Source organism: Pseudoclavibacter chungangensis, from assembly GCF_013410545.1.
GTDB classification, from domain to species: Bacteria; Actinomycetota; Actinomycetes; order Actinomycetales; family Microbacteriaceae; genus Pseudoclavibacter; species Pseudoclavibacter chungangensis.
This window is the reverse complement of the sequence record NZ_JACCFV010000001.1, coordinates 1,747,088-1,769,092: the sequence shown is the minus strand read 5'-3', so window position 1 is coordinate 1,769,092 and position 22,005 is coordinate 1,747,088. Positions and strand designations below refer to the sequence as shown.

Sequence of the window (22,005 nt, the reverse complement as noted above, 5' to 3'; positions counted from 1 at the left end):
GTCGCCCACGTCCCCGACCGATCCACATCCGCCCGCACGTGTCGGGCCGTTCAGAGAGGCACACCCCCATGTACAAGTTCCTGATCGTCGGGTGCGGCGGTTCGGGTGGCTCGACACTCGCCTACATGATGGACCAATTGCGGAGCGAGCTCGCCCCGTACGGCATCACGCAGATCCCAGCGGGGTGGCAGTTCGTCCACATCGACGTGCCGAGTGCCCCGGACACCAAGATCGACGGTGTCGGCAACGTTCGGGAGCAGGGCGGGACGTACATCTCGACGGCACCCCACTCGGGCTCGTACCAGGTGCTCGACAACGCGGTCTCGCAGTGGCTCGGACAGGGATCGGCGTTCGGCGAGTTCGGGACGTGGGCGCCGCGCGAGGCGGAGAAGATCACCGTGCCGCTCACGTACGGTGCGGGGCAGATGCGTGCCGTCGGTCGGATCATCACCCTCGCTCGTGCGCGCGACGTGTACGACGGCCTCGCACGGGCGTACCAGCAGCTCAACACGGTCGAGACGAACACGCAGATGGCCGAGGTGGCGCGTGCGCTGCCGGGCGTGGGTCGCTTCAACCCCGAGGAGAAGCCGCTCGTGCTCGTCGTCTCCTCGATGGCCGGTGGCGCGGGTGCCTCGATGGCGCTCGACGTGTGCCGGCTCCTCGCGCTCGTGCCGGGCGTCGACCCCGATCTCGTGGGTGTCTTCATGGTGGCGCCCGACGCGTTCGACGAGCTCCCCGAGTCCGCGCGCGGCGGCGTCCGCGCGAACGCCCTCGCGATGCTCGGCGAGATCGTCGCGACCCAGACGAATGCCGCCGAGGCGCACGACATCACGATGCTGCGCGCGCTCGGGCTCGAGGTGACCCCCACGGGGCGCCCGCCGTTCGCACGCGTCTTCCCCGTCGGCCGCTACGTCGGTGTCGAGAAGACCCTGTTCGGCGACGGCTCCCAGAAGGCCGTCTACCGGGGGCTCGGTCGTGGGCTCGCGGCGCTCATCGCCTCGGGCAGCGCGTCCGGCGACTACGCGTCGTTCGACCTCGGGAACATCTCGGACCCGACCCCCGCCCACCCCGACTATCTCGGCTGGGGTGCGGCCAATCCCATCCCGTGGGGCTCGTTCGGCTTCGCGAGCCTGTCGCTCGGTCGCGACCGCTACCGGCACTACGCCGCCCAGCGGCTCGCCCGCATCGCCGTCGACCGTCTGCGGACGGGACACCTGCAGCCGGGCAACACGTCCTCGGGTGTCGACCAGTTGCGTTCGCTCGCGGACTCGCAGTGGTCGCGCGTGACGAGCTCGATCGGCCTGCCGACGGGCGTCGGTGTCGGCGGGCTCAACCAGGAGCAGGTCGCGCAGTGGTTCACCCAGGGCGCGTTCGGCCGCCAGGAGGCGGACAACACCGCGCGGCAGATCGTCGACCAGAACGTCGCACCGTTCGTGCCGATGCCGGCGGGACGCGCCGAACAGTGGACGCCGACGCTGCAGCGTTTCCTCATCGACCGGGCGCCGACGCTGCGGACCGCCGCCGCCGAGGGCGCGTACCGCTGGGCGTTCACGTGGGCGCAGCAGCTGCACGACCGCGTGCTCTACCAGGTGCAGGAGGCCTCGGAGCTCTTCGGCCTGTCGTACGCGCGCGAGGTCCTCGAGCGCGTCGAGCGACTCATCCGCGAGGAGCTCGCGCCTCGGCTCGGCGACCTCGCCGGGTTCTCGGGGCCCGACCTCGCACAGATCCCGCCGAGCTTCCTCGCCGAGATCAGCACGATGAAGGGCGGGATCGTCAACGGGCAGGGGCTCGTCGAGCGCCTGTGCGACATCATGCGCGTCCAGCTCACCGACCTCGTGTACTCGCGCGCGGCCGATCTCGCCGGAGGCGTCCTGCAATCGCTCGTGAGCGAGGTCATCGCGCCGCTGCAGGCGACGCTCTCGAACTCCATCGGCGTCCTCGACAACGCCGTGCAGACCCCGCCCGTCGCGTCGGGGCTCGCGAACGTCGGGACCGACCAGTACGGCCTGTGGCCGAGCGAGAGCGATCAGATCGTCCCGGAGCGCTTCGACGTCGCCGAGAACGAGATCCTGCTCACGCCGTCCGCGGGCTTCGGCACGCAGTTCGAGAACGACGTGCGCATGGCCGTGTCGACCGGTGAACGGGTCTCGACCCTCGAGGACGCGCGCGTCGTCGCCGCGCGAGCCGTCACCTCCGGCTACTGGCCCGTCGCGGAGGGCGCGACCGCACCGGGCGGTCTGCTCACCGTCCAGGCCAATTGGCGACCCGCGATCTTCAACCGCGACCCCATGACGGGACAGCCCCTCACGCCGTCCCACGGGCGGTACGAACTGCACGTCGCGCCGCGTGAACTCGTGGGTCGGGCCCTCGCGTTCGTGTCGCGACCGGGGGAGTCGTTCGAGGCGTTCTGCTCGCTCTCGCTGCGTGACTACGCCCTCGGGACGGACATCCCGTCGTCCGAGCTGCCACGCCGTCGCGCGGACCTGGTGTCGAAGTTCAACGAGACCCTGACGCGTGCGCTGCCGCTCATCAGCCTCGACGCGGACGCCGTCACGGCGATCCACTCGACCCAGCCGCAGTACCGGTACAAGTTCTCCGCCATCCCGTTCGAGCACATCCGCGATCTCGTCGGCGAGCTGCGGGCGGTCATCGACGGCCGCTCGAACGTCGCGAGCGAGGTCGGCCAGGCGTTCGACAAGGCCCTCTCGACCGCCGACCACCTGACGCGCATCGACGTGTTCGGGTCGTACCGCAACTACTCGCCGCTCACGTTCGACGCGCTCCTCAAGCCCGTCGCCCAGCAGTGGGCCGGGACGCCCGCGCAGGGCAGGCTGCAGTTCTGGGCGCACCGTCGCAGCAGGCCGCTGCCCGCCTCGCTCCCCGTGAGCGACGCCGAGCGGCAGGCCATGATCGCCGGGTGGTACATCGGGCAGATGACGGGGCAACTGCGCTTCCCCGACGCACCGTTCAATTCGCCCGTCGAGGTGTGGGACCCCGACGATCGTCGCTGGTTGCCGTTCCCGAACCCGCTGCTCACACCGCCGAGCGAGTTCCGCGGCCAGTCGTACGACTGGCTGCCGGCCGTGCTCGAGTCGCAGCTGCTCGCGATCTCGCGCGCCCACGAGGTGCCGGTCATGTCGTCGCTCAAGCCCTACCGCCGGCTGCGGCGCATGTACGACTCGAACGAGCTGCACCCCGAGCGCGGCCTCGGTCGCGTCGCGGGCGAGCTCGAGCTCGCGGCCTGGATCGAGACGGGACGGACGCCGTCGGGCATCCCGTCCCGCATCCCCGGTGACACGCTCGAGGAACGCGCCGCGAACGCGCGGACCTGGGTCGAACAGATCCGGACCTTCACGGCCGGCAGCTTCATCCCACCCGCACGACAGGGCGAGTCCTCCGGCCCTTACGGCGCGATCCTCAACCGACGACACGCCGCGTCGACGCCGATCTTCCGGGATCTCGCACCCGACATCGTGACGGTCACGGACCGGCTGCTCGAACTCGTCGACGCCGCCGAGCAGCGTGCCCGCACGGGCACCTCGGCCGCACCGGTCAACGCCGAGGGGCTCGCGAGCGGGTCGTCCGGCCGGAACGCCTCCGCGACGAACGTGCCCGAGGTACCCGACGCCGGCTTCGGGGCGTTCTGATGCGCGTCCTGACCCTCGTCGTCGCGCCTCCCGGACCCCTCGGAAGCGTTCGCGACGCGCTCGCCGACTGGTCGGCCGCCGGACTCGTGGACGACTTCCACTGGATCGAGCCGCGCATGCTCGGGGAGCGTGGCGACGCCGCGATCCACGTCCGGCAGGGTGAATTCCACGGTGCCTCGCTCACCTCCATCGCCGGCCGGGAACGCATCGACGGCGTGCGGCTGTGTGTGCTCGTCCCCGCGCTCGACGGCGCCGAGCCGCTCACGCTCGTCGAGGAGCAGACGATCACGGACCTCATCGACCGGGCGTTCGCGCGCGTGCCCGTGACGCGCGTTCGCGCCGTCGTGACGCGGGCCGGCGTCGACCAGACCGTCGAGGACCTCGTCATCACGGGGTGGCACAACGTCGTCCTGTCGCCCGAGGACTCGACGGGGCCCGGCATGGGGCGCACGCGACTCGACGCGACCGACGACGGGGTCGAACTCGGACGCTACGCGGCCGCCGGTGTCGCCGGGGTGCTCGGTCTGTGGAGCGGCGTCGATCGTTCGCCGCTCGACGGCGAACGTTTCGTCGACGGCCGCCGCGCCCGCCTCGTGCGGAGCTTCTTCCGGCGCGTGGGGACGGCGGAGGTCGCCGCTCGCCTGCGCACGGGCGTCCTCGCCATGGACGCGGGGCTCCCGCTGCCCTCGCAGTTCGGCGTGCCGACGGTGTACGTGAACGACGAGGCGCTCGCCGCCGAGAACATGGCGGGCCAACTCTGGACGCGCCACGCGAACGTGCTCCGCGGGCCGCGCGAACCCCACCGCCCACCCGAGGCGAAGCCCATCGGCGCCGCCGAGGCACTGCGCCTCTTCTTCGGCTTCCTCTGGGCGGCCATGAAGAACGCCCCGCGCGCGTGGCTCGGGCAGGTCGTCCACCAGATGCGCGCGGACGCGGCCGGCGCCGTGCAGGGGCTCGTGTACGGTCACGCGCCCGCCGCCTACGACGTCGTCGTGCGCGGGGTGACGGCGAACGGCACCCCCTCGAGCTGGCTCGACTTCCGTGATGCGGCGACGTCGCTCGACCGACTCTTCGACGACGCGACGGGCCAACGCGAGCACGCGCCCTACGCGGACCTCTCCGGCCTGTGGCAGGACTACGCCGCCGCCTCGCTGACGCTCGCGGACGCGGGCGAGCGCGTCGCCGGGCTCGCGGCCGTCCGGATCGGGAGCCAGCCGGGTATCGTCCGACGCGTCGACCGCATCGTGCCGTCGACGGCGGAGGCGTTCAGCGGGATGAAGCCGCACGTCGCGGCGAGCATCGGCGCCGTCCGGGTCGAACCGTACGACGTGCTCGGCGCGGCGGATCTCGAACGCCGGGTGCGTGTCGTCGCCGAGCAGCCGCTCATGAGCGTCGACGCCTCGGGGGCACTCGACGGGTTGCAGCGCTGGCGCATGGAGCACGGCCGGAGTTTCGCGTCGCAGGTCGGCGGCCGGATCGCGGGCGCGCTCGGCGCGGTGCAGAACGAGATCCGCGGCCTCTTCGAGCAGATCCGACAGGCGGCCGCGGGTGAGGACCTGCTCGCGGGACTCGCGGAGAAGCAGCGTCAGCTCTCGCTCATCATGCAGATCCTCACGGTCGTGTTCGCGGTCGGCATCGTCACGGCGATCGTGCTCGGCATCATCGGGCTGCTCACCACGTGGTGGTGGACGGCGATCGTGATCGCGGGGCTCCTGGTCGTCTGGTTCCTCGCGGCCCTGCTCGTGTTCGCGCAGGGGCAACGCGAGCTGTTCGCGATCATCAACCGTCGGCGCGAGGTGATGTCGACGGAGGAGGTCGCGCGGCTGAACCTGCGTCACGCGCTGCGTGACGCGCGGCGGCTCTCCGAGGCGTACGGTCAGTTCCTCGCCTGGTCGAGGGTCATCGGGCAGGTGCTCGCGAACCCGTTCGGCGAGCGTGAGGTGCGCGTCGAACGCAACGACGACGCCGTCACGGGACTCCCGCTGTCCACGCGGGTGGGCACGGTCCTGTCGGACGACGAGCACATCGACGGCGCAGTCGCGCGCCTCCGACGAGACGTGTTCTCCGTGGGCTGGCTCTCGGAGTGCTGGGCCGCATCGCTCGAGGGCGCCGCCGGCCGTGTCGGCCCGCGCGGTGTCGAACTCGAGGGGCAGCCGCTCGCGATCTACCGCGACCGCGGCGACGGGCAGAACAGCCTGCTCCACCTGTGGGCCGAGTCGCTCGACCAGTGGGGCGTCGACCCGGCGATCGGGGAGGCGAAGTGGCGACAGATCATGCAGCTCCTGCAGACCCAGCACCAGACGCTCGTGTCGGATCTGCTCCGCGAGGTCGTGGACGACGCCGAGGGCGGCGACCCCGTCGACTACGCGACGTTCATGAGCGGGATCGATCGGGACCACGAGGCCGGGGTCGATCGACTCGACGACCAGGTGCTGTCCGATTCCGCGCGGGCCCGCGGACTGAGCGTGGTCGGTCGATCGTTCTCCGAGCGCACCCAGCGCGACCTCGACCGCATGGCGGCGCTGACGCAGTTGAGCGAGCCCTTCGACGACTTCGAGTTGCGCGCCTATGCGGCACCGGACCGTTCGCGACGCTCGTCGCGTGACGAGTCCCTCGGCGCGCCGGGACTCGACGGCGCGACGCCGCCCGGGGACCTCTTCGGCGGTACGCCCTTCTGATCGCGCTCCGCGCGCCCCTCCCACCCCCGAAAGGACCCTCGACCATGTCCCCGACCCCTCGCGACGAGGCGCGGCTCGCCGCGCTCGAGCACTGGGCCGTCGCCGCGCACCGCGCCGGCCACGCCGTGCCCGAGCGGCACCAGCTCGCGGCCGTCGCACAGGCCGGCGGCGTGACACCCGTTCTCCAGCGCGTTCCGCAGGTCGTCGCGTGGGAGCGGACGCTCGGCTGGCTGCTCGAGCAGGCCGATGCGGGTGTCGTACAGCCGCACACGAGTCTCCCGGAGGCGCTGCGTCGGCCGGTCGCCGCACCGGGTGCGCGGCCCGCGGCGGGCGGTCAGGCGCCGCCGCACGTCGACGGCCCGACCCGGGCGGACCAGCGCTTCGTCGCCGTGCGGGACTGGCACGCGCGAGCGACGGACGCGGGGACCGAGAACGCCTGGCAACTCCGCGAGACCCACCTCCGTCTCGTCGCGAACTCGCACGTCCAGACCGCCGACGAGATCCGGGCGATCTTCCCGCCCGTGATCGGACAGTTCGCGAACGAGCTCGCGTCCGCGCTCGACGTGCGCGGCTCGGCGTCCCCGTCGACCACCCCCGAGCCGGGGCGCGGGGACGAGGCCTCGACGCCGTCCGCGGGGACCGGACGCACGCAGGTGCCGACGTCGGCCGCCCCGACGGACGCGCCGAACGCCGATCGGGCCACGCCACCGCCGAGCCGCCCGGCCGAGCCCGAACCGGAGGCGCGTCCCGATCCGACGGTCGATGCAGAGGGGTTCGCGCCCTACGAGTTCGGTGCGTCGGAGGGCGAGCCCGCGGCGCTCGTCGTCCGGCGAAGGCCGGAGGGCGGGGTCCACGTGTCGTGGCGCGGCCCGGAGTCGGCCGAGCCGGACCGGGTCACCGTCGACCGACTCATCACGAGCGACGAGTTCGCCCCGTATTCCCCGGACGCCGCGCGACTCGTCACGGCGACGACGGCCACCGAGGCCGTCGACGACATGGCGTTCTCCCACGCCGCCCGGCACTACCAGGTCTGGCGCAACACGGGGGCCGACCTCGACGACGCCAAGCTCGCGCAGCCGGTGCTCGTCGCCCGCGGGCAACTCGTGTCGCCCGTGCTCGAGCTCGACCTCCGGGAGGACGAGGGGCGTGTCATCGGGCAATGGCGCGTGCTGCCGGGCACGACGCGCGTCCAGGTGTTCCGCATCCCCGTGCAGGTCGCGGCCGGCGCCTCGGGCGACCCTCGGTTCCGCATCCTGAGCGACGAGCTGAACCTCGGTGGATTCGTCGACACGGAGGCCGACCGGGGAGCGCGCTACCTCTACCAGGTGTTCGCGGAGGCCGAGTTCGACGGAGTCGCGCGACTCTCGGCGCCGCTCAACAACGAGGTGCTCGTCTCGGCCGTGCACCGTCCGGTCACCGACCTCTCGTTCGAGCTGCACGACCACGAGGACGCGCCGCTGTTCGATCTGTCGTGGAGCATCCCGCCGGGCGGCCAGGTCGTCGTCTATCGGACCGAGCAGCCCCATCAGCCCGGCATCGAGCGGCAGGCGACCCGTGCGGCCGCCCTCGACCAGGCCGGCCTGCCGGTCGCGAAGCGGCTCGCGCACCCCATCACGACGACGGGCCAGACCGCGTCGATGCGACAGGTGCCCTGGCCCACGGGGTGGACGCGCGCCTACTTCACGACCGTCGTGCTGCTCGGCGACATGGCGTTCGTCGGGAACACCGTCCGCGGCGTCCGCGTCCCGCGTGTCGGGCGTCCCAAGCTCATCGAGCGCGTGAACCGCGAGATCCTCACCTTCGAGTGGCCCGAGGGCGCGGACGTCGTCCTCGCCTACAAGAGCATGCGGGGCATCGACTCCGCCGTCGCGATGCAGGGACAGGCGATCGAGGTCTCGCGCACCGACTACCGCGACCGGGGCGGTCTCGAGTTCCCCGCCGGGCAGCTCGACGTGCAGGGCTGCGATCTGCACCTCGTCTCGGTCGCGTTCGACGGCGGGGCCCGTGTCCTCGCCGAGCCGACGATCGTCACCTATCCGGGGCTGCTGCGCATCTGGTACCAGGTCCTCCAGGGATCGCTCCCCGACGGCCGACCCGCCGTCACCGTGCGCGTCCGGGCGCAGCAGGACGTGCAGCACGCGCCGCCGTTCGTGCTCGTCCACAATCGTGACCGGCTCCCGCTCACGATCGGGGACGGTCGTCCCGTCGCCGTCGTCCCGGAAGGGCCACCGACCCAGCCCCAGCGGCGGTTCGTCCCGAGCCCGCTCGGCATGCGCCCGTCGCCCGCCGGCACGTGGCACGCCGATCCCGGTGCCTTCCTGCAGGAGGTGCCGCCCGTCGGCTTCCTGCGTCTCTTCGTCGACCTTCCCCCCGAGGTCCTGCGCCGTGTCGCACTGCTCGACCCGCCCGTCGCGACCCTGCGTGTCGCACCCCGGGCACCGATGGGGGGAGGCCCCGGTGGACCGTGAGATCGCCGCGCCACGATGGGCGCAGCTCACCTACGCGTCGTTCGATCGCGGTGACGGTGCCGGTGGCTGGCAGGTGAAGGAGTCCAGGGGCGGCGTCGAACCGGGCGAGATGGAGTCGATCAGCGCCCTGTTCGTCACGGCGTTCGACTCGCACGCCCCGCTCCCGGAGTACCCGACGCCGAGCGACATCGCCGTCCAGCCCCGCCGATTCGCGTACCTGCTCGTTCGACAGACCGGGCCGGACGGTTCGTTCACCGGGGTCGTCGGCGAGTACATCCATGCCGTGCAGGCCGGCAGCGACTCCACGGGACGTCCCGGGAACGTGTTCACGCATGCCGTGCTGGACCGCCGTCCCACCGACCCCGCACCGCAGGTGCGACCCATCGAGCTGTGGCGCTCGTTCGATCTGCTCACGCCCTACGGGGCCGATCAGGTGCTCGGTGCGTTCCTGCCGGACGGCGACTACCCCGAGGCGGCGGGCATGGTCGGGCTCGACATGGTGGTCGATTTCCTCTTCGATCCGGAGACCTGGCGGATCGGCGTCCTGAGCGTGCTCCTCGACGCCCTCGACGAGGCGATGCGTGGGGGACGCCGCGTCCTGCTCGTGTCACCGTCGGCCGATCAGGCGGCGCTCTGGATCGCGTCGCTCTCCCGCCTCATGCCGTCGTCCACCGCTCGCGCGGTCTCGTTCTCGGTGTACGAGCGGGCGGCGCGCCTCGCGTCCGTGTGGGAGCGCGGGACGCTCATCGCCTCGATCCCGGTCGAGGACCTTGCGGCGCTCGACGAGGACGATCTCGCGCGCTGGATCGTCGTCCGCGACGGCGAGACGCCCGCGCTCGGCCAGGCGGGCCACTCGCCTCACCGGACGACGCTCGGGAGCGAGATCGCACCGACCGACTGGTCGCAGCTCGCCCAGGAGGTCCTGCTCGAACGGGAGACCGCCGAGGCCGCACTCCGCGAGCTCGACGACGTCGCGGCCCGTGTCGGCGACATGGGTCTGCCGCTCCTGTGGCCGCTCGCGGTGGCCGCGCTGCGCGTCGACATCGGCGACGGCTCGCTCGCCCGTGCGATCGCGGTGTCGCAACTGCCCGGCGCGGCGCTCGGCGACGAGGTCCTGCTCGAGACGCTCGTCGCCGCGGCCGAGGCGGAGACGGGGCTCGGCGGTTCGGCCGCGACGGCGTGGACCGCGCTCGAACGGCTCGACCCCACGACCCCGGCCTTCGTGCGTGATGTCGCGACCGCGGGCTACCTCGCGCTCGCCCTCGACGACGATTCGTGGCTCGCGCTCCCGGGTGGCGCGCCGCTCCCGGCGGAGCCGGTCGTCGCGGCGCTCGCGATCCGTGCCGTCGCCGTGCTCGAGCGGCGACTCGGGGACGAGGTCGAGCCGACCGTGCTCCTCCGTCTCGCCGAGACCGCCACCCGCGCGGGCCTTCTCGATGCGGCGACGGACCTCGCCCCCTCGCCCGCGCTCCCGGCCGAGCCGGGCGGAACACCGCCCGCGGGCGACCCGGCGCCGGCTTCGGACGGTGCCGCCGCGATCGTGGACCGCGCGATCGCCCGGACGCTCGTTCCCGGGCTCCTCGTCGGCGCGGCCGAGCCGCTCGGCGCGGAACTCCCGCGGCTCGGCGACGCGCGCGTCGTGCACGGTCCCGTTTTCCGTGCCGTCGACGCCCACCCGAGTGCGGCCCGCGTCCCCGCCGATGCCCTGCTCTCGCCCGCGGCCGTCGAGTGGATGCTCGAACACGGACCGTCGCCCCGACTCCTGGACGCGATCGCCGCGACCGCGGTCGGCGATCCGGCACCGGTGCTCGCACTCGGCGCGAGCGACCGTGCCTGCCTGCTCCGGCTCGCGGACCGTGAGGGCGCCACGTCCGCGACCGTCGCCTCGGCCGTCCTCGTCCGGCTCGCCACGCACGGCTCGTGGTCCGCGGATCCGGAGCTCGCGCGCATCACGGGCCGCGAACTCTGGCAGGCACATCCGCTGCTCGCGATCGAGACGGCGTTCCCGGGCGCGTTGCCCGCCGAGCTGCTCGAGCGACCCCTCGCGTGTGCCGATGCGTCCCGCGAGCTCAACGATCTCGCGCTCGCCGTCGCGCGACGGGGCACACCGACCCAGGAGGTGGTGACCGCCGTGGCACGCGCGTGGGCGCAGGCCGCGACGCGGTCGAGCATCCCCGCCGGCAACGAGCAGAACGTGCGGACCGTCGTGAGTCGGCTCGTCGGCCGGCACGACATGCTCGCCATGCGCGTGTTCGGTCCGCTGCTCGTCGACGCCGCGATCACGCTCGCGACGAGCGATGTCGCCGGCGAGGACTGGACGGTGTCCGAGCTCACGGCGCTGCGTGCCTCGCTCGCGACGCCCGAGCTCGTCGAGGCCGCCCTCGCGGTCCAGACCGCCCGCTCCGACGCCCCCGACGTCGCGCTGCACCGGGCCGCCGGCCTCGTCGCGATCGCGATCGTCGACGCCGGATCGGTTCCGGACGTCGCGCTCCCGGCGCAGACGGTCCAGCTCGTCGACGCGACCGACCTCGACGACGTGCGCCTCCTCGACGCCGTCCTCGACGAGGTGCTCCCGCGCGTCACGAGCGAGCCCGGCCTCCTCGCGAGCGCGGTCGCGGAGCACCTCGCCGAGGTCAGCCGCTCGACGGGCGTGGAACGGACGGTGCGGTCGTGGCTCCGCTCACGCCCGGCCGACTCACGACCGCGCGCGACATCCACGGATGCGAAGACCGGTTCGTCGGCCCGAACCGACCCGAAGGAGAACTGATGCCCACCTACATGCTCGAGGGCACGACCCCGGTCGCGCTGAGCCCGCGTCCGCTCACCGTGACGCTCCAGATGCAGGGTCCGGTCGCGGGGACCATCCAGGCGAGCGCCGACGGCGTGCCCGTGGCGAACGCCGTCCGGCCGCGCCCCGAACTCCTCATCCTGCCGAGCGTCGAGGGGCGGATCCGCCTGCACGTCGAACCCGTCGGCGCGTCGGTGTTCGCACAGGGGTCCCGCGCGCACGTGAGCGTCGGTGTCAACGACCCCGGGACGGTCGATCCCGAACGTGCGGTGCTCCCGCCCATCGACCTCGCGGGGCTCGCACGGCAGGACGTGCTCTCGCTCGAACGGACGCCGGACGGCCTGCGCGTCCGCTCGGAGGTGCGCGAGACCGTGCACCTGACGCTCGGTCCCCTCGCGGACGCCGCGCGTGTCGCGACGACGGAGATCGTGGGTACACAGCGACTCGACACGTCGCGCGCCGTCGAGGTGACGATCGCGGTCGATGCGTCGGCGTCGTTCCGGCGCGCCCATGCCTCCGGGCAGCTCCGTCGGGCGCTCGAACTGCTCGAGGGCGTGAGCGCCGTGGTCGATCCCGACCGTCGGCCCGCGGTCGTCGTCGCGCGTCGCCCCCCGCTCGCCGTGGCGCCGGCCGACGGTGAGTCGGTCGCGGACGCCGTCGCGCGGCACTTCGACGAATCGATCCCCATGACGGGCGCCGCGTTCGCCGGAGCATCGACGGGCACGAGGGCAGGAGCGGGCCGGACCGTCCAGTACGTGCTGACCGACGCGGTTCCTCCGCAGCCGCGGGCGCTGCGGGACGCATCCCCCACGGCACGGCTCGTCCTCGTCGGACACGGTTCGGCGTGGCCGCTGCAGGACACCGGCGGGTTGCCCGCGACGCTCGTCGACGTCGATGCGCTCGGGCCCGCGCCGACGGACGGCGGTGCCGACCCACTGGCCTCAGCGCCGCACCTCGTCCGCCCCCTCGTCGCGAGCCTCATCGACGCGCTCGGGGACGGAGCTGACCGGCCGTGACGAAGTGCCCGCACTGCTTCCAGCTGCTCCCACCCGACGCGTTCGCCTGGGTGTGTGAGAACCCCCGATGCACGAAGTACCCGGACCGCATGGCGAGCAGGTACTCGCCCGTCCCGGTCAAGAAGGGGAAGGTCGTCATCGCGACGCAACCGCCCGGCGCGGTCGACTGGCAGCCGCCGCTCGGCGGCGAGTGCCCGACGTGCTCCGAGCCCATGCGTGAAGCGTGCCCGCACTGTCACTACGCGCTCCTCGACGGCTGGCGCAACGGGCACGCGGTGTGCATCGCCATGAACGGCGCGCGCGCGACCGGCAAGAGCGTGTTCATCGCGGTCGTCGTGAAGCAGCTGCAGCGTCTCGCGCTCCAGATGGGCACGGTCATGCAGTTCGGCGACGCACGGACGAGGGACACGTTCACGGAGGTGTACGAGAAGCCCCTCTACGTGGAGCGCGGACTCATGGCGCCGACGCCCGCGGCCATCACGGACAACTCGTACCAGCGCGAACCGCTCGTGTTCAACCTCGGCATGGTGCAGGGTCGCGTGCGGTTCCTCGTGCTGCGTGACGTCGCGGGGGAGGAGATGGAGCGGCCGCCCGCGCAGGCCGGTCACCTGCAGTTCCTCGCCCACGCGGACGGCATCTTCTTCATGTTCGATCCGCTCGCGGTCCCGAACATCCGTGAGAAGCTCGTGGACCTCATCCCGGCCCAGCTCCAGGTCGGTGGCGACCCGCTCATCGTGCTCGGGAACCTGCAGCGACTCGTCGGTCGCAGCTCGCCGCGGGTCGGGGTGATCCTGTCCAAGTTCGACGCGTTGCACGCACTGCGCGGGGTCGACGACGTCCAGTGGTCGGGCATCATGTCGAACACCGGAGCGGCGTTCCTGCGCGATCCGAGCGAGGATCAGGCGGCCTACGACGTCGGGGACGGGTTGCTCCTCCACGAGGAGGTCAAGAGCCTGCTCGATCGCCTCGGTGGCGGTGGTGTCGTCCGGAGCATGGAGAACCCGCAGACGGGCGTGCCGATCATGCACCAGTTCTTCGCCGTGTCCGCGCTCGGCGAGTCGCCGGACGGCCGACGGCTCAACGCGCACGGGATCGCGCCGTTCCGGTGCCTCGACCCCGTGAAGTGGATCCTGCACGTGACCGGGGTGCTGCCGGCCGTGTGAGATCAGGCCTGGGCGTCGTCGCTCCGGCCGCCCGAGGCGAGGTCGGCGCCGGCGCGCGCGTGCCCGTCCGGGTCGAGCACACCGAGCATCGCGTCCGAGGCGGCGCCGAGCGCGGCGACCTGCTCGGGCGTGAGGACGTCGAAGACGATCGTGCGGACGTGTTCGACGTGGCCGGGCGCGGCGGCGGCGAGGTGTGCGAACCCGGCGTCCGTGAGCGTCGCGTTCGTGGCCCGGCGATCGCTCGGGCACGTGGCTCGCGTCACGAATCCTCGACGCTCGAGGCCCGAGACGACACGCGACAGCCGCGGCAGGGTCGCGTTCGTTGCGCGCGCGAGAACGCCCATGCGGAGCGTCCGCTCCGTGGCCTCCGAGAGGATCGCGAGGACGTAGTACTCGAAGTGGGTGAGATCGGCGTCCCGGTGGAGTTGCGCGTCGAGGGACGAGGGCAGCAGCTCGAGCAGCGCCGCGAAGCTGAGCCAGGTCTCCCGCTCGTCGCCGGCGAGCCAGCGTGGTTCGGACATGAGGGTGATCCTACTCGCATTTGCACGTACAACTGTTCCCACATAGGCTAGTTGTAGCTACAACTAATGTCATCGAGGAGGAGCCGTGGACGGACACGGAGTGATCGATCCGAGCGTCGGGGACGCCGAGCGGGACCGGGCGGCGCAGCGCCGCGCGGCGGGCGACACCCTGGACGCGCGGACGACGATGGACCTCGTGACGCTGTTCGTCGGCGACCTGCACGGCATGACCGCCTACTATCGGGACGCCCTCGGTCTCGAGGTGCTGGGGGAGTCGGGGCGGGCGACGCGGCTGGGACGCGCGGGCCGTGTGCTCGTCGAACTCCGCGGCGAACCCGAGCTGCCGATCGCCTCGCCCCGAGAGGCGGGCCTCTTCCACACCGCCCTCCTGTTCGACACGCCCGCGACGCTCGCGTCGACGGTTCACCGGGCCGCACAGCATCCCCGTTCGAGGTTCGTCGGCTCCTCGGACCACTCGGTCTCCGAGGCGTTCTACTTCACCGATCCCGAGGGCAACGGGATCGAGCTCTACCGAGACCGGCCGCGCGCCACCTGGACGGACGATGCGGGCAGGATCTCGATGACGACGACATTCCTCGACCCGCGGGCGTATCTCCGGCGGCATCTGTCCACCCGGTCGGGCGAGCCGACGGGGGAGGCCACCGTGGGGCACGTCCACCTGCAGGTGGGCGACATCGCGACGGCGCGGACGTTCTACGTCGACGCACTCGGCTTCGAGCCGACGCTCGAGGCGCCGGGCGCGCTCTTCGTGAGCGCGGGCGGATACCACCACCACATCGCCGTCAACGTGTGGAACAGCCGGGGTGCCGGGCCCCGTGCCGCCACGCTCGGCCTCGGCAGCGTCGCGGTCGAGGTACCGCGGCGAGACGACCTCGATGCCCTCGCGGCCCGGTTGCGGGAGCGCTCGATCCCGTTCGCCGACGACGGCCGGGCCGTGCGCGTCGCCGACCCGTGGGGCTCGGCCGTCACCGTCGCGAGCGCCTGACGGAACAGGGCACCCGGGGCGCCGCGGATCGACCGCGCCGCCTCGTTCGCCGCCGGGGTCAGTCGGCGTCGAGCCGGGCGCGCTCCGCAACGATCGTGGTGTCGCCACCGTGTCCGGTTCGCACGACGGTCTGGTCGGGCAGTGTGAGAAGTCGCTCCCGGATGGACCGCACGATGAGGTCGGCATCGGAGTAGCTGCGGCCCGTCGCGCCGGGACCGCCGTCGAAGAGGGTGTCACCGGTGAACACCGTGCCGAGAGCGGGAGCGAACAGGCAGACCGATCCGGGCGAGTGTCCGGGGGTGTGGAGGACGCGCAGCACGATGCCCGCGACCTCGAGATCCTGACCGTCGGACAGCTCACCGTCCGGATCCGTGTCGTTCGTGAGGCGCCACACGACGAGGTCGTCCGGGTGGAGCAGCACGGGCGCGTGGACGCGGGCACCGAGCTCGCGCGCGACGCGCACGTGATCGTCGTGCGCGTGCGTGCAGACGACGGCCCGGACCGTGCGGCCGCCGACGAGATCGACGATCGCCTCGACGTCGTGCGGTGCGTCGATCACGACGCACTCGTCGTCGTCGCCGACGACCCACACGTTGTTGTCGACGTCGAACGTCTGACCGTCGAGCGAGAACGTCCCGGACGTGACCGTGTGGTCGATCCGCGCGGTCATGCGCCGGCCTCGTCCAGGACGACGACGGAACGCAGGACGTCGCCGTGGTGCATTTTCTCGAACGCGGCCTCGACGTCGTCTATGCCGATCTCCTCGCTCACGAACGCGTCGAGCGGGAGGCGGCCCTGCTGGTAGAGGTCGACGAGCATCGGGAAGTCGCGGCTCGGGAGGCAGTCCCCGTACCAGCTCGACTTGAGCGATCCACCGCGACCGAAGACGTCGAGGAGGGGCACCGACAGTTCCATGTCGGGTGTGGGGACGCCGACCAGGACGACCGTGCCGGCGAGGTCGCGGGCGTAGAAGGCCTGCGTCCACGTCTCCGGGCGCCCGACGGCGTCGATCACGACGTCCGCACCGAACGAGTCGGTGAGCTCGCGGATCGCCTCGACCGCGTCCCGTTCGCGGGAGTTCACCGTGTGCGTCGCCCCGAGTTCGACGGCCTGCGCGAGCTTGCGGTCGTCGAGGTCGACGGCGATGATCTTCGCCGCACCCGCGAGGCGTGCACCGACGATCGCGGCCGTCCCGACCCCTCCGCAGCCGATCACGGCGACGGTGTCGCCGCGTGAGACGTTGCCCGTGTTGATCGCCGCGCCGATACCGGCCATGACGCCGCACCCGAGCAGGCCGACGGCGGCGGCGCGCGCGTCCGGATCGACCTTCGTGCACTGACCCGCGTGGACGAGGGTGCGGTCCGCGAACGCCCCGATGCCGAGGGCGGGCGAGAGCTCCGTCCCGTCCTCGAGCGTCATCTTCTGCGTCGCGTTGTGCGTGTTGAAGCAGTACCACGGGCGACCGCGCTTGCAGGCGCGGCACTCGCCGCAGACGGCACGCCAGTTGAGGACGACGAAATCACCGGGCGCGACGTCGGTCACACCCTCGCCGACCGACTCGACGACACCCGCGGCCTCGTGACCGAGCAGGTACGGGTAGTCGTCGCCGATGCCGCCCTCCCGGTAGTGCAGGTCCGTGTGGCACACGCCGCACGTGAGCACCCGCACGACGGCCTCACCGGGGCCGGGATCGGGTACGAGGATCGTGACGAGTTCGACGGGAGCGCCCTTGCTCCGCGCGATGACTCCGGTGGCCTTCTGCATGGGAACTCCTGTTCGACACGTGCGGGACGGCGGTCGCACGGCACATCGATCCTGTCGCAGATCGATGCGTCGCGCCACCCGTGAGCAGGCTCTCACGGGCGTGGTGGGCACGCCCTGCGAGCGTGCGGGCCGCTCCACCCGCTCGGTGTTCGCCAGGAGTCGGCATGTCGCCCCGGCGTCGTCCGCACCGACCGGTGCATGATGGGAGCGTGACCGATCGCGAACCGCGGGACGCCGCGCCCATGCGCTGGGCCACCGTGCCCAACGCGATCTCCCTCCTGCGCCTCGTCGTCTTCGTCCCGCTCGTCGTCGCGCTCGTGCTCCGTCCCGGCGCCGAACTGTGGGCCGCCGTCGCCCTCGCGCTGTTCGCGGGAACCGACTGGATCGACGGCTTCCTCGCGAGGCGACTCGGTCAGGTCTCGCGCGTCGGCGAGGTGCTCGATCCGCTCGCGGACCGCGTCGGGGTCATCGCGATCTCGATCACGATGGCGGTCGTGGGGGTGCTGCCCGTGGCCGTGATCGTGACGATCGTCGTCGTCGACGCGGCGCTCCTCGTCATCGGTCTGCTGCGCGTCGAGCGGGTGCGCGAGGGGCACGTCCTCTACCTGGGCAAGGTCAAGACGGCCCTCATGATGGTCTCGTTGCCGTTGCTCCTCGTCGCCCGTTCGCCCGAGCTCGGGAGCACGTGGCTCACCGTCGTCGCGGTCGTGTGCGTCACGGCGGCGACCGTGCTGCACGTCCTCGTCGCCGCGATGTACGCCGTCCGCTACCTGCGTCCCGCGGATCCGCCCGTCACGCGGTGACGAAGTCGATGAGCTCCTCGACGCGACCGAGGAAGCTCGGCTCGAGGTCGCGGTAGTCCCGCACCCGCCCGAGGATCCGCTGCCACGCCCGGGCGATGTCCGCCTGGTCCTCGGCGGGCCAGCCGAGTGCGCGGACGATGCCGTGCTTCCACGACTGCCCGCGGGGGATGACGGGCCAGCGCTCGAGACCGAGCCTCGCCGGCCGGACCGATTGCCAGACGTCGACGTACGGGTGCCCGACGACGAGCAGCGCGTCGGGGCCACGGCCGCGGACCGCGGCCTCGGCGAGGCGCGACTCCTTCGACCCCGGCACGAGATGGTCGAGGAGCACGCCGACGCGACGTTCGCGCGTGGGGCCGAAGACATCGAGCACGGCGTCGAGGTGGTCCGCGCCCTGGAGGAACTCGACGACGACCCCCTCGATCCGCAGATCGTGGCCCCACACCTTCTCCACGAGCTCCGCGTCGTGCTTGCCCTCGACGAAGATGCGTCCCTCGCGCGCGACGCGCGCGGGTGCGTCGGCGACGTGGAACGACCCGGACGCGCTGCGGGCGTGGCCCGTCGGTGTCGCCGTCACGGGGGCGACGAGGCGAACCGCCACGTCCTCGTGCACGAACACGCCGCCGCGCTCGAATCTGCGCACCTGCCCGTCGAAGTCGCGCAGCGCGATCGTGACACGATCGGCGCCGACGAGTTGCCCGTAGAAGCCCGTCGCGGGTTCCTCGAGCCAGAGGCCCTTCGCCATCGGGAGCTCTCGCGGGCGCGCGGGCGTCCGTGCCTCGCGGCCCATCGCCGCGACGGGATCGCCGTCGTATCGGTCATCTCGCACGCGCCGAGTGTACGGCCGTGCGTGCGCGAGGCCGTCGTCCTCGGACGGTGCGTCGCGGCGCGTCGCGCCGGGGGCCCGAGTGGAGGCGGCGATGGGGACACGGTCGCCACGAACTCCCAGGCGCGCGCGGGACACTCACGATGTGCCCCGGCATGAGCCACACGTCAGGCCGAACTCCCAGGCGCGCGCGGGACACTCACCTACTCGGTGCTCGTGAGTGCGTGCTGCGCTCGAGCGGTCCGCATCCGTTACGCTGAGCTGCAGACTTCAGGAGGTATTCATGGTGGAATTCGACGCCGCGGGGCGCCGGCCCGTGGACGGCGACGGTGTGGACGAGCACACGCAATCGTCCACGATGTCGTTCACGGGTGACTTCTCGGCCCAGCTCGCGGCGTTGATCGCCGGTGGGGTGTCGAAGGAGGAGATGGACTCCATCAGTGCGCTGCCGTCGGGCTCCTCGCTGCTCATCGTCCGGCGCGGATCGAACGTCGGGGCACGGTTCCTGCTCGACACGGACTCGCAGGTCGCGGGACGACACCCGAACGCCGAGATCTTCCTCGACGACGTCACCGTCTCGCGACGTCATGCGGAGTTCACGCGACACGGCCGGTCCTTCTCGATGCGCGACCTCGGTTCGCTCAACGGCACCTACTACAACGGCGAGCGGATCGACTCCGTCGAGCTCGTCAACGGCGGGGAGGTCCAGGTCGGCAAGTTCCGACTCACGTTCTACAGCTCCCCGCTCGACACCTCCGCCGTTCCGCCGCTCTCGGGGGAGTAGCCGTGGCGGCACGCGCCGCACGGGCACACGCGGAGGACCCGCGGACGCCGAAGCTCAGCATCGGTCAGGTGCTGCAGCGACTGGCGTCGGAGTTCCCCGAACTGTCGCCGTCCAAGTTGCGGTTCCTCGAGGACAAGGGACTCGTGCGTCCGTCGCGCACCGAGAAGGGGTACCGCAAGTACTCCGACGCGGACGTCGAGCGGATCCGGACGGCGCTCGAGATGCAGCGTGACCGCTACCTGCCCCTCAAGGTCATCGCGGAGTACCTCGACGACCGGGACCAGGGCGGTGAACCCGAGCGGCCCGGCTCGCGGGCCCCTTCGACGGCGACGATGCTCCCGGCCGACGTGCACCTCGATCGGCCGGAGCTGCTCCGGCGCGCCGGCGCGAGTGCCGCGCTGCTCGAACAGGCCGTGCAGACGGGGCTGCTGGTGGCGTCGCCGCGGTACACGGGCGACGACCTCACGATGCTCCGGACGCTCGTCGAGCTCGAGCGGGTCGGCATCGGTCCGCGCCATCTGCGCAGCTTCCGTGCCGCCGCGCAGCACGAGCTCGGCCTCATCGAGCAGGCCGTGCCCTCGGCGGCTCGGCGCGGTGAGCCCGGTGGCGGGCACCGGGACGTCGAGCGCGCCGCCGAGCTCGCGGATCTGCTCGAGATCGTGCGTCGCACGCTCATCCGGCAGGCGCTCGCCGACGGCGGTCGTCCGCGGTCGTCCCGCTGAGTCGGCGCCACCGAGCCCATTTCGCCTCACCTTGAGGTGGAACTTGAGTGTTCCCGGCGAGTTCCGCGCGGTGACGCCGATCTCGGCGGCTCGCAGGGCCGCTACATGGTCGCCGGGGTGCCGCGCGGCTAGACTTCTGGGAGTTCGCGGCGTCCCCGACGACACGCCCGTGTGATAGCGGGTGAATGCCGGGACTCCGGCTTCCACGGGGATAACGTGGTCACCATCAGACGCGGAACACACCGGTTCGAGAAGGGCGAGGGCATGAGCGCAAACGGGCGAGGCGACACCCCCGACAGTGGGGCCGAGTTGCTGTTCACCGATGGTCTTCCCGACCTCGATCCCACCTCCGGCTACCGCGGCGCGGTCGCGGCGCGTGCCGCGGGCATCACCTACCGGCAACTCGACTACTGGGCACGGACGGGGCTCGTCGAGCCCACCGTGCGTGGTGCCTCCGGGTCGGGCTCGCAGCGTCTCTACTCGTTCCGGGACGTGCTCGTCCTCAAGCTCGTGAAGCGTCTGCTCGAGACCGGCATCTCGCTGCAGCAGATCCGCGCGGCCGTCGACCAGCTGCGTGAGACCGGTGTCGTCGACCTCGCCCAGACGACCCTGATGTCTGACGGCGCGAGCGTCTACCTGTGCACGTCGAACGACCAGGTCATCGACCTCGTCCACCGCGGTCAGGGCGTGTTCGGCATCTTCGTCGGCCAGGTCCTGCGCGAGGTGGAGTCGACGCTCGTCGACTTCCAGGAGCAGAGCGTCGACCCCGTCGACGAGCTCGCCGCGCGCCGCGCGTCCCGCGCGAGCTGACAGCCGCCGACACCGTCGACCCCGAACCGGAACGAGGGCCGGGCCGCACAGCGGCCCGGCCCTCGTTCGTCCCCGGCGGTTGTGACTCAGGCGCTGCCGCGCCGTCCGGCGCCTGCCGCCTGGCCCTCGAGGGTCGCGTAGCGGCCGAGCCGTCCGGTGCGCATGATGCGTTCGAGAATGCGATCGAAGTGGTCGGCCATCTCCTCGGCGCTGTCGCCCGGCCACAGGTGCACCGGTTTCGCGGCACCCTGCGCCTGCTGGAGCGACGTGCGCTCCGGCAGGTGCGGGGAGAGCACGAGCGGACCGAACATCTCCTTGAGTTCCTTCACGCGGAACTGGTGCTCGATGGACTGCATGCGCGTGCGGTTCACGATGATGCCGAGCGGCTGCAGCCGAGGGGAGAGGCCGCGCCTGATCTCCTCGATCGCGCGCAGGGCCCGATCGGCCGCGGCCACCGAGAACAGGCCCGGCTCGGTGATGATCGCAACCCGGTCCGACGCCGCCCACGCGGTGCGCGTGAGCGCGTTGAGGGACGGGGGACAGTCGATGAGCACGAGGTCGTACTCGGATTCGACCGTCGCGAGGGCCTCTTCCAGGCGCCAGATCTCGCGGATCGAGGGGTGCGGCCCGTCGAAGTTGATCGACGACGGGCTCCCGATCATGAGGTCGATCACGCGATCGTTGCCGTTCGACCAGCCGGAGCGGGCCGTCGCCTCACGGACGACCTGTGCCTTCGGCGACGTGAGCACGTCGGCCACGTTGCCGTGCCCCGCAGGATCGACATCGAGACCCGTCGACACGTCTGACTGCGGGTCGAGATCGACGACGAGCGTGCGCAGACCGCGGGCCCATGCAGCGGAGGCGAGACCGAGGGTCACCGTGGTCTTGCCGACACCGCCCTTGAGCGAGGAGATGCTGAGGACGAACATAGGCCCACAGACTACGCGCTCGAACCGCCCCCGCCTGGATGTCCGTCCGTTCGGGGGAGGCTGCGGCGGTACTCGCGCGC

16 protein-coding genes are annotated in these 22,005 nt (G+C 72.0%); 11 read left to right on the top strand and 5 right to left on the bottom strand.

The window, feature by feature from the left end; genetic code table 11:
• Window positions 1-68 precede the first annotated feature (68 nt).
• The 6 genes from HNR16_RS07965 to HNR16_RS07940 are packed head-to-tail and all read left to right on the top strand — an operon-like array spanning window position 69 to window position 13,760.
• Window positions 69-3,647 (top strand): tubulin-like doman-containing protein, encoded by a 3,579-nt coding sequence (locus HNR16_RS07965; RefSeq protein WP_158039572.1) that lies wholly within the window; start codon window positions 69-71, stop codon window positions 3,645-3,647.
• Window positions 3,647-6,325 carry a hypothetical protein gene (locus HNR16_RS07960; protein ID WP_158039573.1) on the top strand — a complete coding sequence of 893 codons (2,679 nt, stop codon included), beginning with the start codon at window positions 3,647-3,649 and terminating at the stop codon, window positions 6,323-6,325. The genes HNR16_RS07965 and HNR16_RS07960 overlap by 1 nt, the downstream gene beginning before the upstream one ends.
• 44 nt (window positions 6,326-6,369) lie before the next feature.
• Window positions 6,370-8,793, top strand: a complete 2,424-nt coding sequence (locus HNR16_RS07955; RefSeq protein WP_158039574.1) for a SaeA-related protein — start codon at window positions 6,370-6,372, stop codon at window positions 8,791-8,793.
• A complete protein-coding gene (locus HNR16_RS07950; RefSeq protein WP_158039575.1) occupies window positions 8,783-11,560 on the top strand; it encodes a GAP1-N2 domain-containing protein in 2,778 nt (925 codons plus the stop codon). The genes HNR16_RS07955 and HNR16_RS07950 overlap by 11 nt, the downstream gene beginning before the upstream one ends.
• A complete protein-coding gene (locus tag HNR16_RS07945) occupies window positions 11,560-12,597 on the top strand; it encodes a hypothetical protein (protein ID WP_158039576.1) in 1,038 nt (345 codons plus the stop codon). The genes HNR16_RS07950 and HNR16_RS07945 overlap by 1 nt, the downstream gene beginning before the upstream one ends.
• Window positions 12,594-13,760, top strand: coding sequence for a TRAFAC clade GTPase domain-containing protein (locus HNR16_RS07940; protein ID WP_158039577.1), 1,167 nt, complete (start codon window positions 12,594-12,596; stop codon window positions 13,758-13,760). Before HNR16_RS07945 ends, HNR16_RS07940 begins: the two co-directional genes overlap by 4 nt.
• A 2-nt stretch (window positions 13,761-13,762) precedes the next feature.
• Here HNR16_RS07940 and HNR16_RS07935 read toward each other — a convergent pair whose 3' ends face one another.
• Window positions 13,763-14,281, bottom strand: a complete 519-nt coding sequence (locus tag HNR16_RS07935) for a MarR family winged helix-turn-helix transcriptional regulator (RefSeq protein WP_158039578.1) — start codon at window positions 14,279-14,281, stop codon at window positions 13,763-13,765.
• A 187-nt stretch (window positions 14,282-14,468) separates the two neighbouring features.
• Here HNR16_RS07935 and HNR16_RS07930 point away from each other — a divergent pair, with 187 nt between their 5' ends.
• Entirely contained in the window at window positions 14,469-15,287 is an 819-nt protein-coding gene (locus tag HNR16_RS07930) for a VOC family protein (RefSeq protein WP_158039706.1), read from the top strand.
• A 58-nt stretch (window positions 15,288-15,345) separates the two neighbouring features.
• Here HNR16_RS07930 and HNR16_RS07925 read toward each other — a convergent pair whose 3' ends face one another.
• A complete protein-coding gene (locus HNR16_RS07925; protein ID WP_158039579.1) occupies window positions 15,346-15,957 on the bottom strand; it encodes an MBL fold metallo-hydrolase in 612 nt (203 codons plus the stop codon).
• Window positions 15,954-17,051 carry an S-(hydroxymethyl)mycothiol dehydrogenase gene (locus tag HNR16_RS07920; protein ID WP_158039580.1) on the bottom strand — a complete coding sequence of 366 codons (1,098 nt, stop codon included), beginning with the start codon at window positions 17,049-17,051 and terminating at the stop codon, window positions 15,954-15,956. Before HNR16_RS07920 ends, HNR16_RS07925 begins: the two co-directional genes overlap by 4 nt.
• Window positions 17,052-17,260: 209 nt before the next feature.
• Here HNR16_RS07920 and HNR16_RS07915 point away from each other — a divergent pair, with 209 nt between their 5' ends.
• Window positions 17,261-17,854 (top strand): CDP-alcohol phosphatidyltransferase family protein, encoded by a 594-nt coding sequence (locus tag HNR16_RS07915; protein WP_179558159.1) that lies wholly within the window; start codon window positions 17,261-17,263, stop codon window positions 17,852-17,854.
• On the opposite strand, the gene HNR16_RS07910 is transcribed toward HNR16_RS07915, so the two are convergent.
• Window positions 17,844-18,683 (bottom strand): DUF3097 family protein, encoded by an 840-nt coding sequence (locus HNR16_RS07910; RefSeq protein ID WP_158039582.1) that lies wholly within the window; start codon window positions 18,681-18,683, stop codon window positions 17,844-17,846. The genes HNR16_RS07915 and HNR16_RS07910 overlap by 11 nt on opposite strands.
• A gap of 355 nt (window positions 18,684-19,038) precedes the next feature.
• Here HNR16_RS07910 and HNR16_RS07905 point away from each other — a divergent pair, with 355 nt between their 5' ends.
• The 3 genes from HNR16_RS07905 (at window position 19,039) to HNR16_RS07895 (ending at window position 20,996) form a co-directional block, all read left to right on the top strand.
• Window positions 19,039-19,464, top strand: coding sequence for an FHA domain-containing protein (locus HNR16_RS07905; RefSeq protein WP_179558360.1), 426 nt, complete (start codon window positions 19,039-19,041; stop codon window positions 19,462-19,464).
• Between the two features lie 2 nt (window positions 19,465-19,466).
• The gene (gene ftsR / locus HNR16_RS07900) at window positions 19,467-20,186 is read left to right on the top strand and encodes a transcriptional regulator FtsR (RefSeq protein ID WP_225737762.1); all 720 of its coding nucleotides are present in this window, start codon (window positions 19,467-19,469) and stop codon (window positions 20,184-20,186) included.
• A gap of 264 nt (window positions 20,187-20,450) precedes the next feature.
• On the top strand, window positions 20,451-20,996 hold the full coding sequence (locus tag HNR16_RS07895; protein ID WP_158039584.1) for a MerR family transcriptional regulator: 546 nt from the start codon (window positions 20,451-20,453) through the stop codon (window positions 20,994-20,996).
• Between the two features lie 86 nt (window positions 20,997-21,082).
• On the opposite strand, the gene HNR16_RS07890 is transcribed toward HNR16_RS07895, so the two are convergent.
• Complete coding sequence (locus HNR16_RS07890; RefSeq protein WP_158039585.1) at window positions 21,083-21,925, bottom strand: ParA family protein; 843 nt, start codon at window positions 21,923-21,925, stop codon at window positions 21,083-21,085.
• Between the last annotated feature and the right edge of the window lie 80 nt (window positions 21,926-22,005).

What these genes read in the sequence shown, in the direction of transcription:
- HNR16_RS07965 (WP_158039572.1), top strand. Translation starts at nt 69, where the DNA reads ATGTACAAGTTCCTGATCGTCGGGTGCGGCGGTTCGGGTGGCTCGACA.
- HNR16_RS07960 (WP_158039573.1), top strand. Translation starts at nt 3,647, where the DNA reads ATGCGCGTCCTGACCCTCGTCGTCGCGCCTCCCGGACCCCTCGGAAGC.
- HNR16_RS07955 (WP_158039574.1), top strand. Translation starts at nt 6,370, where the DNA reads ATGTCCCCGACCCCTCGCGACGAGGCGCGGCTCGCCGCGCTCGAGCAC.
- HNR16_RS07945 (WP_158039576.1), top strand. Translation starts at nt 11,560, where the DNA reads ATGCCCACCTACATGCTCGAGGGCACGACCCCGGTCGCGCTGAGCCCG.
- HNR16_RS07935 (WP_158039578.1), bottom strand. Translation starts at nt 14,281, where the DNA reads ATGTCCGAACCACGCTGGCTCGCCGGCGACGAGCGGGAGACCTGGCTC.
- HNR16_RS07930 (WP_158039706.1), top strand. Translation starts at nt 14,469, where the DNA reads ATGGACCTCGTGACGCTGTTCGTCGGCGACCTGCACGGCATGACCGCC.
- HNR16_RS07925 (WP_158039579.1), bottom strand. Translation starts at nt 15,957, where the DNA reads ATGACCGCGCGGATCGACCACACGGTCACGTCCGGGACGTTCTCGCTC.
- HNR16_RS07920 (WP_158039580.1), bottom strand. Translation starts at nt 17,051, where the DNA reads ATGCAGAAGGCCACCGGAGTCATCGCGCGGAGCAAGGGCGCTCCCGTC.
- HNR16_RS07905 (WP_179558360.1), top strand. Translation starts at nt 19,039, where the DNA reads ATGTCGTTCACGGGTGACTTCTCGGCCCAGCTCGCGGCGTTGATCGCC.
- HNR16_RS07895 (WP_158039584.1), top strand. Translation starts at nt 20,451, where the DNA reads ATGAGCGCAAACGGGCGAGGCGACACCCCCGACAGTGGGGCCGAGTTG.
- HNR16_RS07890 (WP_158039585.1), bottom strand. Translation starts at nt 21,925, where the DNA reads ATGTTCGTCCTCAGCATCTCCTCGCTCAAGGGCGGTGTCGGCAAGACC.